Raw genomic sequence first — 14249 nt, 5'->3', positions numbered from 1 at the left:
TGAATAAAATGCTTATGAACTTGAAAAGTACAATGAAGATGTTTCTGCTAACGGCTGTAGTGTTCATCGGCCACAAAGCTTCGGCACAGCGCACCTATGAAGAAATGGAACATCTTACAGTAAACGAACAGGTAACCACAGTCATTACGGCATCTGAACCCATCCGCTTTGTGGACATATCAACCGACAAAATTGCCGGTGACCAGCCCATAGACAATATTATCCGGCTGAAGCCCAAGGAAACCGGACATGAGGACGGTGAAATTCTGGCCATAGTAACCATAGTGACGGAACGCTACCGAGCGCAGTATGCACTGCTCTATACGACAAGAATGCACGAGGCGGTAACTGACAAGGAAATACAGCTGCAGGAACGTGAGGCATTCAACAACCCTTCGGTATCCATGTCGCTTGCCGACATGACACGGTATGCGCGACGTATCTGGAACTCTCCGGCAAGAATCCGTAACGTAGCAAGCAAGGAACACAGGATGGTCATGCGTCTGAACAACATCTATTCGGCAGGTGACTATTTCTTTATAGACTACTCTATTGAGAACAAGACCAATATCCGATTTGACATAGACGAGATACGCGTGAAGCTTGCTGACAAGAAAGTGACGAAAGCCACGAACTCGCAGGTGATCGAGCTGAAGCCTGCTCTTGTACTGGAAACGGGAAAGACCTTCAGCCGCGGCTACCGCAATGTGATTGCCATAAAGAAGCTGACCTTTCCGAACGACAAGGTGCTAACCATAGAAATGACCGAGAAACAGATAAGCGGACGTAACATCAGTCTGAACATTGATTATGAAGACGTGTTGTCGGCAGATTCGTTCAACTCTAACCTGCTGGAGGAGGAATAAGCATGAAAAGGACAATACTGCTAACCATCACTTGCATGTGTATCTGCCTTGGCGCATCGGCACAGCGCAATAGCGGCCGTCTGTCACTTGGTGCGGGGCTGCTTTACAAAAACGGAGCAGAAATGACTCTGGCGTATGAACATGAGATGAACTACCGCCATATCTGGGAGTTTTTCGCCAATGGCTATCTACAATGGTCTGACTGCAGGACCTGCGGTCACATCTGTCCGGAAAGCTTCTGGAAGAATTACCGCACCTGGGGTATCGGAGCCGCCTACAAGCCCTGTGTAATAAGAGGAAGGAACCACTACGGGAGTCTCAGGCTGGGTGCTTCGGGAGGCAGCGATACGGAAAAGTTCGTGGCAGGAATACATCTGGGCTATGAGCACAGCTATGTACTCCGTAGCGGCTGGATCTTCTACTGGCAGGTAAAGAACGACGTGATAATTAGAGGGGCTGACCTGTTCCGTACAGGTGTAGCCCTGGGTATCAAACTACCTATAAAATAAGGGAAAAGATGAAAGGAATGACAAAAACTAGAATCTGCCGGTTATTGCCGGCAATACTGGCAGCTGTCCTGCTAATGGGCTGCGATGCCCATATTATGGAGAAAGACACCTCTGTGCGTCCGGGACATGTACTGTGCGTAGATGGCAGCGTCTTGGCATACGATGACTATGCAACCAGCGGCAAAGAAGCCATTGCCGTAATATTCCATACAAATCCGACCGGTGAGACAGCCGGAAACGGCTATGCTGTATATCTGTGGGATACGGCGCCGAAGGCTTTTGCAGACAGTCTCGGTATCGAGCAGGGAACATCAGCCATGACAGATGCATTTGATGGTAACGAAAACACATTTGCCATCTATGATACTAAGGAAACCACTTCACCTATGGCTGAAACCGTATTTGATATGTGGCGGTATGGTCAGAGTGCTTTCATCCCTTCTGTAGCTGAGATGCGTCTGATGTATTCGGCACGCCTGACAATCAATCCTATAATAGAGAAATGCGGCGGAGACACTCTGCCGTCAGCAACAGACGAGTGCTGGTACTGGACATCGACGGAAGTGGACGGTCAACAGACTGCTAAAGCCTGGCTCTTTTCGATGGGCAGCGGTGTGATTCAGGAGACACCCAAAATAAAATCTCATAAATTACGTCCAATAATAAGCATATATAAACAATAAGGCCATGAATGAAAATAGTACCTTATACTTCTACCTGGTTGTGATGATATTGGGAATAGTCCTTATTGCCAAGGGACTGAGAGACCAATATTTGGAAAACAAAAAGAAGGCTGCCGCTGATGCAGCTGAGTCTGATAAACAACGGGTAGACAACCTTGTGTCGGCATTCGGTTCACTGCTGGGGAAAATGTCTGCCGACAACGAAAAATACACAGTGCTGTCATATCAAGTAACCCGACTGAAAAACCTTGTGAATGAATTGGAAAACAGGCAAAAGGAACTTGAGGATAGCAACCGTGTCTTGTCTGATGTAAACACGGAACTGAAACGAAGCAACACCACGTTGATAAACAAAGCTAAGGATCTACGCGAAGACATACAACAACGTGAAGAAGCTATCAGAGATATGGAAAACTATGTAGATTCAATAGAGAGCATCAAATTAGGTCTTGAAATTGCCGTCAACAACATAGATGCAGAAGAAATATCTTTCCTGTCAAGGGCAATTACCAGCCTTGGTGTTACACCTTCTGTGCGAGAACGACTTGCAAAAGAAGGAATTTTATATATAGGTGAATTGATTTATCTGAGTGAGGATTACCTTATGGATATTTGGGGTGTCGGTCCGGTGACCATTGACAGGATAAAGAATAAGCTGAACGAAAACGGCGTATGGTTCGGCATGGATGTAATCAGAATAAACGACCGCTGGTATCGCAGAAAATCAACAAATAATGTATTGAACTATGGAAGAGAGTAAGGAATTGCAAGGATTCTATAGAATATTCCGGGCTGTAATCTACATATCCGTGCTTATGGAGTTTTTTGAATATGCACTGGATCCAGCCCTGCTTGACAATTGGGGCGGAATATTGTGTGATATACACGGACGTATCAAGCGCTGGATGATATATAATGACGGACATCTGGTGTACAGCAAGGTGGCAACCTTCCTGCTCATCTGTATCACCTGTATCGGTACACGTAACAAGAAACAGCTGGAATTTGATGCCCGGCGAATGGTGCTGTACCCACTCGTGGGCGGCGTGGGATTGATTGTACTGTCTGTATGGTTATATAACTATACGATGGATATACGTCTGTACAAACTATCACTTAATATTTGGTTCTATATGGCAGCCTCACTGACAGGCGTTATACTGATCCATATCGCACTGGACAACATTTCGAAGTTCCTAAAAGACGGACTGATGAAAGACAGGTTCAATTTTGAGAATGAAAGCTTCGAACAAAGCGAGGAAATACAAGAAAACAAATACAGTGTGAACATCCCCATGCGATACTATTACAAAGGTAAATTCCGTAAGGGTTGGGTAAGTATAAGCAACCCATTCCGCGGGACATGGGTGGTAGGTACACCGGGTAGCGGTAAGACATTTTCAATCATCGAACCATTTATCAGACAGCACTCTGCCAAGGGGTTTGCTATGGTCGTGTACGATTATAAATTCCCTACCTTGGCGACAAAACTGTATTATCACTACAAGAAGAACCAGAAACTGGGCAAACTGCCACAAGGTTGTAAGTTTAACATCATCAACTTTGTGGATGTAGAATACAGCCGTCGTGTGAACCCTATACAGGCAAAATATATCAACAACCTGGCCGCAGCAAGTGAAACAGCTGAGACATTGCTTGAATCATTGCAGAAAGGGAAAAAAGAAGGTGGCGGCGGAAGCGACCAGTTCTTCCAGACTTCTGCTGTGAACTTCCTGGCAGCCTGTATCTACTTTTTTGTCAATTACGAGAGAGAGCCATATGATGCCAAGGGGAACAAGCTGTACGCTGAAAAACGACAAGATCCGGAAACTAAGTTCTGGAAACCAACTGGAGTGGTGCGAGACAAAGAGGGCGGTAATATCGTTGAGCCTGCCTATTGGTTGGGTAAGTATTCGGATATGCCACACATATTGTCATTTCTGAATGAAAGCTACCAAACTATTTTTGAGGTACTGGAAACAGATAACGAGGTAGCCCCCCTACTCGGACCGTTTCAGACTGCCTTCAAGAATAAGGCTATGGAACAGTTGGAAGGTATGATCGGTACTTTAAGAGTATATACATCCCGTCTAGCTACCAAAGAATCTTATTGGATATTCCACAAGGACGGAGACGACTTTGACCTGAAGGTAAGCGACCCGAAGAACCCAAGTTACTTGCTTATAGCCAATGACCCGGAGATGGAAAGCATCATCGGTGCGCTGAATGCCCTTATCCTGAACCGTCTTGTGACCCGTGTGAATACCGGGCAGGGTAAGAATATCCCGGTGAGCATCATCGTGGATGAGCTGCCGACACTGTATTTCCATAAGATAGACCGACTGATTGGTACAGCGCGAAGTAACAAAGTAAGCGTGACGCTGGGATTCCAGGAACTGCCACAGCTTGAAGCCGACTACGGCAAGGTAGGTATGCAGAAGATTATCACCACTGTGGGTAATGTGGTAAGCGGTTCTGCACGCTCAAAAGAGACACTGGAATGGCTGTCGAATGACATTTTCGGAAAAGTGGTTCAGCTGAAAAAAGGCGTAACCATAGACCGTGACAAAACAAGTATCAACCTGAACGAGAACATGGACAGCCTGGTACCTGCATCAAAGATATCCGACATGCCTACCGGATGGATCTGCGGACAGACAGCCCGTGACTTCGTGAAAACCAAGGTAGGCAACGGCGGGACAATGAACATTCAGGAATCGGAAGAGTTCAAGACCACAAAGTTCTTCTGTAAAACGGACTTTGATATGGCAGAAATAAAGAAAGAAGAAGCCGGATATGTACCACTGCCAAAATTCTATACATTCAATTCAAGGGACGAAAGGGAACGCATCCTGTACAAAAACTTTGTACAGGTAGGGCTGGATGTGAAGGAAATGATTAAAGATGTACTGAACAAACGAGGAGCCAAATGAAGTATAGAAAAATATTTGTCTTCATGCTGATGATAGTAGTTATGACGACAGTATATGGGCAGGAAAGGTACAGAGCAAAACCGGCATCCACCCAACTGTCCATATACAGTCTTCCACCGCTGGAACGGGCAATCAGTTGTATAAAATTCTATGAGAGCTGGCATGGAGAGAAAAAGCACTGGCCCTATGTTGGATGGGGACATAAGGTTCTTCCCAGAGAGAGATTTACCAACAACATCACAAAAGCTCAGGGAGATTCTATTTTAAGAGCGGACATGATGAAGTTTTGCCGTTTATTCAGTAAATTTGGACGCGATTCAGTGATTTTAGCCTGCTTGGCTTACCAAGTGGGCGCATTCCGCCTTTTAGGCAGTAAAAATCTACCCAAAAGCAAACTCATACAAAAACTGGAAGCAGGAGACAGAAACATATATAAGGAGTATACTTCTTTCCGCTGCTATAGAGGTAAGGTCGTACAAAGCATCGAACGCAGGAGGAAGGTAGAATTTATGCTGCTTTTTGAAGAGTAAGTCTGTCGAGACAATTAGATTCCTGTTTGAATTTAAGACATTGTAACGGAGTACCATTTACAGCCAAAAACAATTAATGAGGAAATGAAAAAGGAAATAAGCCACAATAAAAGCTATATTGTTGAGATATTGGTGAAATTAAACAAGAAGTCCTCCAAAAATGAAGGACTTCTCGTTTAATATTAGTGAAATGATATCAACTGTTCACAGAAACGGGCATATTCTTCCTTGTCCGTTCCGCTTTCTATATGGCTGTCGATAATCTCTCCCAGTTCATCGAAGCAAACTTCATCACTAATGCAGCTGGTTCCTTCCTCATTCTGAAGATACACCTCATAATAATCTGAACCGTTCAGGCAAATCAAGACATACCCCTGAAAGAGACGTCCGTTGACACAGAACTTCAGTCCAGGCAAATCCTTATATACCGTTGCCATAAATTCATGAATTCCCCATGACATAAGGATTGCTGTGTCGGTCATTGATACCAGCTGTTCGCGGATTGTTCCGGCTATACGCATAACATAATCTTTATCCATAATGCTAAAGTATTTAATGATTACATACTAATTATTCAAACCACTCACGATTATCCTTCTTCAGCTCTTCGATAAACTGTTCCTCTGGTAAAGCAAGAGTTTCCGCATCAGTGAAGAAAAAAATCTCGTCATAAATATATTCGGCTTCCTTATTAGCAAAGCCTTCATTTTCATCTTCAAAGCTACCGGGTTGGATTGCATCCAATAAGGCGGTAGGTGCGATAATAAGTTCTTCGCCATCGTTGGCTTGAACAATACGACATACATAAGTATTGCCGTCAAAAAAATATTCCTTTGTTTTCATAATTCAATTATTTAAGAGGTATGTTACGTCCATGCTTATTGAGGTATTCCATCAGGCATTTCGCTTCCTCATGCGAAGCCATGTTACGGTCATCGTAGTAACGGGTATCATCTGCCATAACCTTGATGCATTCCTTGATCAATCTGTACAGGCTCTGTTGCAGCGTGGGATGCATTGTAGGGATTGCCGCCGCAAAGCGTTTCGGATTGAAAGAAAAACTGTTCACCGCCATTTCCCAATCTTTGGCAAGGCGGAATTCTTTAGATTCCTGAATGTTTTTGTCCATAGTTGATTCTATTATTAAATTTGATAACTCGTTTATTTTTTCCCTCAGTTCGGCTTCCTTATTACCGGAGTCGCTTCGGGTTTTATGGTGCGAGAAATGTCTGCCGTAAAAGCCTATTCCGACGTTTTTTCTTGGTAAAATACTCTTGCCCGACAAGGAAGATTTTATCAAGAAATTCATTTCAAAACGTGAGAAGCAGGCGCGGCTGACTAAATTTGCACCTGATAAAACCAATGCGGCGACAAAGGAAGGGCGAAAGAAAAACTTGACATCTAGTTTCTGTATAAAAGGGGAAAATATAATGGGACAAGGGTGGCGGTGGGGCAATGTGACGGATGGTGTATAACTGGAGAAATTATAAAAGTTTCCGGAGCGGCCGATGACAGAAGACTGCTCGTGCCGGATTCCGTCATCAGCCACAGATCCGGACCGGGATGATTCCAGTAGCCATAGGCTACCGGAAGATAAGGAGGTGAATAAAAAAGGACATTAACCACATATGAAACAGAGAATGATATAAAAGTCTTCCGGGGCGGCCGATGACGGATGACTGCTTGTGCCGTCAGTAGGAATCAGCCAAAATCCCGGAGTGTATTGTTTCAGCAGCCAAAAGCTGCCGAAAGACAAGAAGCCGGTAAAAAAGGACAGCCAGAACACTGGCGTATATACAAGAGGAACTATTATAAAGGTTCCCGGAGCGGCCGATGACAGATGACTGCTCGTGCCGGATTCCGTCATCAGCCACAGATCCGGACCGGGTATCTCCTGTAGTCAAAGGCTACCGGAGAAAAAGCAGGTAGATAAAAAAGTGATTCGGGCAGTAACATGAGAAACCGATACAAAAAATACAGGACGGATTTCTCCGTCCTGTATCTGAAACAAATTATGAATTATGGTCAGGCAGCAGCCTCTTGAGACTGAGGCTGTTGTTCGGTAGTATCACTTTCAGAATGTTCTGTCTCATGCTTTGCCTGTTCCTGTACCTGCAGGACAGCTTTCTTTTCCTCGATGCGCTGGTGACGCTTTTCGTACACCTCATCATGAGAACTCTTGATTTCAGCCAATGCTTCGGGCATGTGCTTCTGCGCAAATTCAAGCAACAGGTCGGCTACGGCATTGTTTCCGTATGCGTTACTCTTGAAATTGGCTATCAGATAATCCCTGCGGATAACAGCCTTTGCCTTTGGAGTAAGATTGGCTATAATATTCAGTTTATTCTCGTCAGACAAATACCGAATGTCTTCATTCTCTATGCCAACTATAGCGAAATGCTCTTTGCGAAGCGATGAAAGCAGGAAGAAATATATCATCTTGTCTTCTTCTGCTCCAAATTTAGCTTCTGTCACGTCAACTTCGAAAATCCGTCTCTTGGCATCATCTATGGTCTTCTCACGTGCAATTTCCTTGTTGCGTTTATCCTGCTTTTCCAATTTTTGTATTGGTGACAGCTGCTCCTGCCCTGCAGTCTGTCCGCTGCCTGAACTTTGTGTTGGCACTTCCACATAGCACATGGAAATATCTTTCTGACCTATCTGTGCGTACAGGCTTATCTCTCCCTCTTCGTTTCTGCGAACCAGTTCCTTGCATTCTTCCATATAGTCGTTGACTTCCTGGTCGTACTCCAACTTGGCTTCTCTGAACGCATCTTCCGTTTCATAGTCGGAGGACTGCGGTTCTTCCGGCAATTCGGGGTATTGGTAACATCTGCCTGAAGGTTCTGTGACTTCATAGCCCAACTCTTTAAGGCGGTGTACTGCGTCTGCATCATAGTAGTATGGATTGTACCCAAGAGAAAGTAGCGGATGGGCACTTAATGCCTGAACAGACTTTTCTACAATGAATGCCGTATTCATTTCAGCAAGACAACTGCGCTTTGCACAATTTCCACAACCACCCTCACAAAAGAGGGTCATGTTGTTCGTATTGTGAGGACATGACAGACAAAGTGTTTTATCAAAATTGTAGCGGTCAAGGTCGGCCGTAAAGTCACGTTCTATGTTTTTCGCAACTTCGGTAGCTTTCATGCCTCGCCAACTGCCATACGTAATACCCTCTTTCAGATGTTTATCGAACACTTCTCTCTGAATGTCTTCGCCATAACGGCAGATTTCACTTGCTACACTAATTGTCAGCTCGTCCTTTTCCAGAAGTTCCGCAATTTCGGGGATAAGTGCGGTAAACTTCAAGCGAGTGCGTATATAGGTTTCATTCTTACCGAACTGCACGGCCAAAGACTGAATGTCATGCCTACCGCTTTCAATAAGTTTCTGATATGCGTTTGCTTCCTCAATGGGTGTAACATCCTTTCTTTGCAGGTTCTCCGTTACCGCCATTTCCTCTGCCACCTCGTCCGACACGTTCAGTATGACCGCCGGAATTACCGTCATTTCCGCCATAAGGGAAGCACGGTATCTGCGTTCTCCGAAAACTATCTCAAATTTTCCACTTTCATCAATCGGGCGTACTCCTATAGGCTGCAAGACCCCTTGCTGACGGATGCTGTCTGCCAGTTCCGCAAGGCTCGCCTCGTCAAAATGCTTGCGTGGGTTGTAACCGCTCGGCTGAATGTCTGCCAATGCTACCATACTGATGTTCTTTTCTTCTACTGACTGCATACCTTTTTTTTCCATAATTCATTGAATTTAATTGTTAATAATATTTTTATTTTCCCTCTGGTCGGTTCCTTTTTGTCAGACCGCCTTGGGGTTTTATGGTGCAGAACAAGGATGTCGGTACAGCCCATTCGACGTTTTTTTGAAGCAAAATACTCTTGCCCAGCAAGGAAGATTTTCCTTCAAAATGCACTTCAAAACGGAAGAATTAGGCGCGACAGCCTACATTCGCACCCGATAAAACCTATGCGGTGGCAGACAAGGAATGACAGCTGGCAATAATCGCAAATAGAACAGGAATTGGCCAGCGGCCTGTATAAAAGGCATCTGATAAAAGGAATGACGGCTTGGGTGGGTAAAAGAAACAGTCTGCCGGGCAAACAAAAAGGAGACTCTTTCTGCCTGTGACATTCCGGAGGCACGACGGACGGCACAAGCAGAATGTGTCACCGTTTGCCCATGACGCCGTCGGCCCGGAAAGGAAAGATACGGACAGAAGGCGGAATGTGCCGGAGCAACAATCTGGCAGGATGCCCATATAGCGGAATACCGGTTGTTTCGACGGGTCGAAGCTCCGGCATGAAGTGGTATGAAGCAGACTGCCGTTGATCAGGCACAGCCTTCCGTACCTTGAAGTGAAGGGCGGACTGCGGCACAGACATCATACCTTAATTTCGGGTAGGGAAAGCCGGATATAAAAGGAAGAAAATACCGGAAAGGTATCCATATAAAAGGACAATGGCAGACAAGGCCATGAAGGCAGTCCCGTATGACCGCCTTCTCCTGCCTGTCAATCAACGAAGTTGAAATACCTGTCGCAAAGCTCTTTCTGCTGCATGAAGCGTTCGCTCTGATAAAAATCCACCTCGGGATATTTGCAGAAACCCGAAACGGCATATCTGCCGGTAGGAGTACATAATCCGTAAAGCATGAGCCAGTCGAGAACTTCTTCCCCGTTGTTGTTCGTGTCGATGAACTGGCACCCGGCACTGCGTTCCGCGCCAGGAAGATTGACCGTGATGACAGCTTCCGATTCAAATTCGTTACAGTCTTCTACATACGCCAACAATGCCAGACAAAGCGGTGTTCCAAGTCCATGCTGGTAATACGTGACAAACGGGAAAACCCATTTTCCATCCTTGTGTAACAATGTCAAAGTCTTGCCGTCAACAACCACTTCCTTTTCTCTGATTTCATTTTCCATAATGCTATCGTTTTTTAAGTTTATTTTTTTCTTTCCCTGCTTTCGGTCCTCAAAGACCTTCGCCGGATTTATTTTTCCGCACCACGAAAGTGATAACGGCAACCGGACAAATCTGGCGACAGAAATACGCTTCTCCCCGAGAAGGAAGATTTCCGTCGGCCACCGCAGGCCGTGAGGATTTGCAAGGTACAGCTGTTATCCGTTACTTTCGCGGAACAATAAGCCGGAAGGTCAGGACGGACTGCAAGGACAAAGATATAAAAGGATTGAAAGACAGATATAAAGGGAGGCGATAAAAAGGGAAAAGGAGGATAAAAAAGGTAGATGCCAGGCTTATAAAAGCCAACCGGGTCCCGGCAGGACGGAACACAGGAAAACCTGCCCGATCATCACGACCGGACAGGCAAAAGGTTAAATCAACGAATCACGGTCAGGCAGCCCTGACAGTGTTTTCTTCTTCGGGAACTTCGGACTGCGGACGCTCGGCTTCCTTGAGTGCCTCGTCAATCCGTTGCTGCAAGTCCTTACATTCCTGTTTCAAGCGTTCCAGTTCTTCCGCCTTGCTCCACTTCCGGGCGGTGATTTCCTGCAAGGTCGGTATCTCGTGCTGGAGTTGTGCTATCTGTTTCTGCTGTTTCTCTATCAATGACGGCATCCTTTCAAGTGCGGCCTGCGGGTAGCGTGCCGATTCGGCAAATCCCAACGGCAAGGCTCCCGACACGCCACAGCGGTATTTCAGTCCGCTTACGCCCTCGACAAAGAAAACGTTACGGTCGAACGAGCCGGAAAGGGTGTACTCGCTGCTGACAAACAGATTTAGCCCCATATAGCTACCAATGGTGCGGTATGCCTCGCCCCTGTATGTCTTGGCTATGCGGTGCAGTTCACGGCCTGTCTCTTCCCGGGTAGCCTGCGGCAGATTGAGCAACAGCGTTTCCCTGCTGCCACTATAGGATGCGATATACTCCATATCCTGCTCGACCTGCGCCACGATGCGTTCTGCCTTGCCGACAGCTTCCGTGTTGGCCGCAATCTTGCGCTCCGCACGGATGCGCTCTTTCTTGAATATGGCCTGTTCTTTCTCCAGCTGCATGATTTTGTTGTCGAGCTTGGCCTTGTTCAAAAGGTCGGTATTTCCTGAAAGGATAGCCACGAACTCGGCGAAGTTCATGCCGTTGTCCTCGTCCATGCTGTCCTCGTCGATGCGGCGCACGGCAATAGTGCCGTTGTTTATCTGGTTGATGAACATCTGCTTGTTTTTGAGCAGGTTGAACTTGTAGGCATCGAGCGTCTTTTCCGTTCCGTAGATTACAATATCCACCACGTTACCGCCCCAGAGCTTCACGGTGTTACCCTTGCGTACCGCACGACCGTTGCGCTGCTCCATGTCGGCAGGTCTATCGGGTAGGTCAAGGGCATTACTGCCCTCTTCCCCCCTCAGAACCGTACGTGAGGGTTTCCCCTCATACGGCTCAAGCTTTTCAAAGTCTCTGTTCGTGTGCAGAGACCGGCTCATCCTACTTCTTGTTTCCATTGTTTTTTACGGGATAATTTGAAACATTCATCATGAACCAACAGATTGCATTTCCGTCCGTCTTGTACGGTCGGCATTACATTCCATGCCTTATGCGTGTCAATCGGTTCACCACATATCGGACATTTCCGACCTTGCTTTTCCCATAGGTAAAGCAGGGATTTACGTCCTTTCAGCGTCACAAGCATCTTTGACTTCATTCTTTTATTGAAGTACAGGCGGCAGTCTGCGTCAAACGGATTCATGTCCCCCTTTATCTGCGTATATTGCAGAAAAGGAAACGAAGATGCCAGTTTCAACAAAGTAAGTTGGTCTTCTTTGCCGTTTGATTTCTTGAACTTAGCCGCAAAAGTCCAGCTATTCCCTCGGATATTGTGCCAATAGCGGTCTTTTATCCACCGTTTCCCTTTCTTGGAATGACGGCGTTTAGCCCATTGCCACAAGGCGAGAAATATCTGATGGTCGATTCTGTGAAAAGAATCACGTGTCGCCCCATGCTGATAATATGCTCCCCATCCTCGAATTTTAGCATTCAACATCCTGATTAATGATTCCTGCTTGCAACCCTTATGACCTTTTGTCACCTTACGGATATTCTCCATAAAGCGTTTTTCGGCTTTCTTGGTCGGCTTGGTCAATATTTCATTGCCGAATTTGCGGATGTTGAAACCGAGAAAATCGAAACCGTCATGGATATTGGTTATCACCGTCTTTTCTTCTGATAAGGTCAGACCTCTTTCAGACATAAAGTCGGCTACCAATGGCTTGATTTCCTTTTCAAGTGTTTCACGGTTCTCGCAGGTAATTATAAAGTCATCAGCGTAACGGACAAGATTCACCATTGGCGAATATAACTTACCTTTGATTCTAACTCGTTTATATTTCTCTGCAAGGACTTTCTGCAATCCGTCCAATGTCATATTGGCAAGCGTGGGAGAGATAATGCCACCTTGTGGCGTTCCCTCCTCTGTCGGGAACATCTGTTTGTTGAAGATATAGCCGCATTTCAACCACTTTCGGAGTATTGCCTTGTCCATAGGGATGTTGGCAAGCAGCCATTCATGGCTGATATGGTCGAAGCACCCCTTTATGTCACCCTCCAGAATCCATTCGGGAGAATAGCCTTTTCGGAGAATGTTATGGCATTGCATTACCGCGTCCATACAGCGGCGTTCCTTGCGGAAACCGTATGAACGTGAGTCGGCTGTTGTTTCCGACACTGGTTCTAATGCCATAAGGTAGAGTGCTTGCATGGCTCTGTCTTTCATTGTCGGTATTCCCAACGGTCGCAGTTTGCCATTACTCTTTTTGATGTGGACTCTTCTCAATGGCTTCGGCTGGTAGCCTCTGCGTTTGAGTTCGCTTATCGCTTGTGTTTTTGCTTCAGGTTTCTCCCATGTTTCCATGTCCACTCCGGGGGTGTTGCCACCTCCGTTAGAAGTAACTCTCTTTACGGCTAAGGCTTTTGCGTAAAAAGAGTGGGTCAGCGTCCACTGCAAGGCTTTCACCTTGTTGTATCTGCCTTCCTTCTGAGCCTTTACAATTCGTGCTTGTAGCTTTCTGACGGCCAACTCCGCTTTAGTCCAGTCTATTCTGTCCCAAAGTGTTTGCTGATTGTCAGCAGGCGCACACGATGTCTTGTTTTCGTTCATTTGCTTTCCTCCTTTTGAAAGTTCTAAAAGTTAATTGTAAAGAATCACCATTTGACAACATTCGGTTTGATTGCCTACCTAATGTCGTCACAGAAGTCTGCCCACTTTCGTGTCGGATGATGTCGCCCACATCAGCCCGTGATGTCGGTTCAATCCGTATCCGCTCCATTACAGAACAGCGTTCGCTTTTTCTGTTATCTTATACCTGCACACCATTCGGCCTTCATTGCTGTCAGCTTACCTGTCATTTTTACATGACAGGAGATATACAGGCTTACCATGTTCCACATAGATAACTAACGGATAGGTTAGGTTCTGTCTCATCCTCCGGCGGTGCTTATATCCGTGTAATCCTACCATGGAGAGGATTAACCGACCGCTTCCCTTTTGGGTAGAGTGTGCCAGTATCTTACACTCTTTCGTGACATTACGAAGTTTACTAACAGTTCGCTTGCGCTAACCATACTATCCAGCCTCGCCACTCTACGGTATGATACTAACCGTACTTGACTTCCCCTCACGGTTCTGTCTTGTCTTGCGAAAGTGTACTTCGTCCCGACCGCTTAATACAACATTAAGGTGCATCGGTCGGTAGGC

At 46.0% G+C, this 14249-nt stretch carries 12 protein-coding genes and 1 pseudogene; 6 read left to right on the top strand and 7 right to left on the bottom strand.

What is annotated here, in order from left to right; genetic code table 11:
* Positions 1-32: 32 nt before the first annotated feature.
* Genes traN through H8S64_RS07080 form a run of 6 tightly spaced genes read left to right on the top strand, consistent with a single transcriptional unit; the run spans position 33 to position 5521 of the window.
* Positions 33-866 (top strand): conjugative transposon protein TraN, encoded by an 834-nt coding sequence (traN, locus tag H8S64_RS07105; RefSeq protein WP_494545988.1) that lies wholly within the window; start codon positions 33-35, stop codon positions 864-866.
* A complete protein-coding gene (locus tag H8S64_RS07100) occupies positions 863-1375 on the top strand; it encodes a hypothetical protein (RefSeq protein WP_186975812.1) in 513 nt (170 codons plus the stop codon). Before traN ends, H8S64_RS07100 begins: the two co-directional genes overlap by 4 nt.
* 17 nt (positions 1376-1392) lie before the next feature.
* Positions 1393-2058: an Lcl C-terminal domain-containing protein gene (locus H8S64_RS07095; RefSeq protein ID WP_186975811.1), complete on the top strand. Its 666-nt coding sequence runs from the start codon at positions 1393-1395 to the stop codon at positions 2056-2058.
* 43 nt (positions 2059-2101) lie between these two features.
* The gene (locus H8S64_RS07090; RefSeq protein WP_255469487.1) at positions 2102-2818 is read left to right on the top strand and encodes a DNA-directed RNA polymerase subunit alpha C-terminal domain-containing protein; all 717 of its coding nucleotides are present in this window, start codon (positions 2102-2104) and stop codon (positions 2816-2818) included.
* A complete protein-coding gene (locus H8S64_RS07085; protein WP_186975531.1) occupies positions 2805-4991 on the top strand; it encodes a type IV secretory system conjugative DNA transfer family protein in 2187 nt (728 codons plus the stop codon). The genes H8S64_RS07090 and H8S64_RS07085 overlap by 14 nt, the downstream gene beginning before the upstream one ends.
* Positions 4988-5521, top strand: a complete 534-nt coding sequence (locus tag H8S64_RS07080; protein WP_186975530.1) for a glycoside hydrolase family protein — start codon at positions 4988-4990, stop codon at positions 5519-5521. Before H8S64_RS07085 ends, H8S64_RS07080 begins: the two co-directional genes overlap by 4 nt.
* Before the next feature lie 182 nt (positions 5522-5703).
* Here H8S64_RS07080 and H8S64_RS07075 read toward each other — a convergent pair whose 3' ends face one another.
* From H8S64_RS07075 to ltrA, 7 genes and pseudogenes are all read right to left on the bottom strand, one after another.
* Positions 5704-6060, bottom strand: coding sequence for a hypothetical protein (locus H8S64_RS07075; protein WP_128129134.1), 357 nt, complete (start codon positions 6058-6060; stop codon positions 5704-5706).
* A gap of 31 nt (positions 6061-6091) precedes the next feature.
* Positions 6092-6364, bottom strand: a complete 273-nt coding sequence (locus H8S64_RS07070; RefSeq protein ID WP_128129135.1) for a hypothetical protein — start codon at positions 6362-6364, stop codon at positions 6092-6094.
* Positions 6365-6371: 7 nt separating this feature from the next.
* Positions 6372-6650, bottom strand: coding sequence for a hypothetical protein (locus H8S64_RS07065; protein WP_128129136.1), 279 nt, complete (start codon positions 6648-6650; stop codon positions 6372-6374).
* Between the two features lie 896 nt (positions 6651-7546).
* Positions 7547-9280: a ParB/RepB/Spo0J family partition protein gene (locus H8S64_RS07060; RefSeq protein WP_186975529.1), complete on the bottom strand. Its 1734-nt coding sequence runs from the start codon at positions 9278-9280 to the stop codon at positions 7547-7549.
* A gap of 772 nt (positions 9281-10052) precedes the next feature.
* Positions 10053-10466 carry a DUF4313 domain-containing protein gene (locus tag H8S64_RS07055; protein ID WP_186975528.1) on the bottom strand — a complete coding sequence of 138 codons (414 nt, stop codon included), beginning with the start codon at positions 10464-10466 and terminating at the stop codon, positions 10053-10055.
* Between the two features lie 430 nt (positions 10467-10896).
* Positions 10897-11880 (bottom strand): annotated as a pseudogene (locus H8S64_RS07050) (DNA methylase); the annotation flags it as partial.
* Between the two features lie 98 nt (positions 11881-11978).
* On the bottom strand, positions 11979-13652 hold the full coding sequence (ltrA, locus tag H8S64_RS07045) for a group II intron reverse transcriptase/maturase (RefSeq protein WP_118032878.1): 1674 nt from the start codon (positions 13650-13652) through the stop codon (positions 11979-11981).
* Positions 13653-14249: the final 597 nt, after the last annotated feature.

This window comes from Butyricimonas hominis (assembly GCF_014287455.1).
In the GTDB taxonomy this organism is placed as follows: domain Bacteria; phylum Bacteroidota; class Bacteroidia; order Bacteroidales; family Marinifilaceae; genus Butyricimonas; species Butyricimonas muris.
This window is presented reverse-complemented; position numbering and strand designations above follow the sequence as displayed.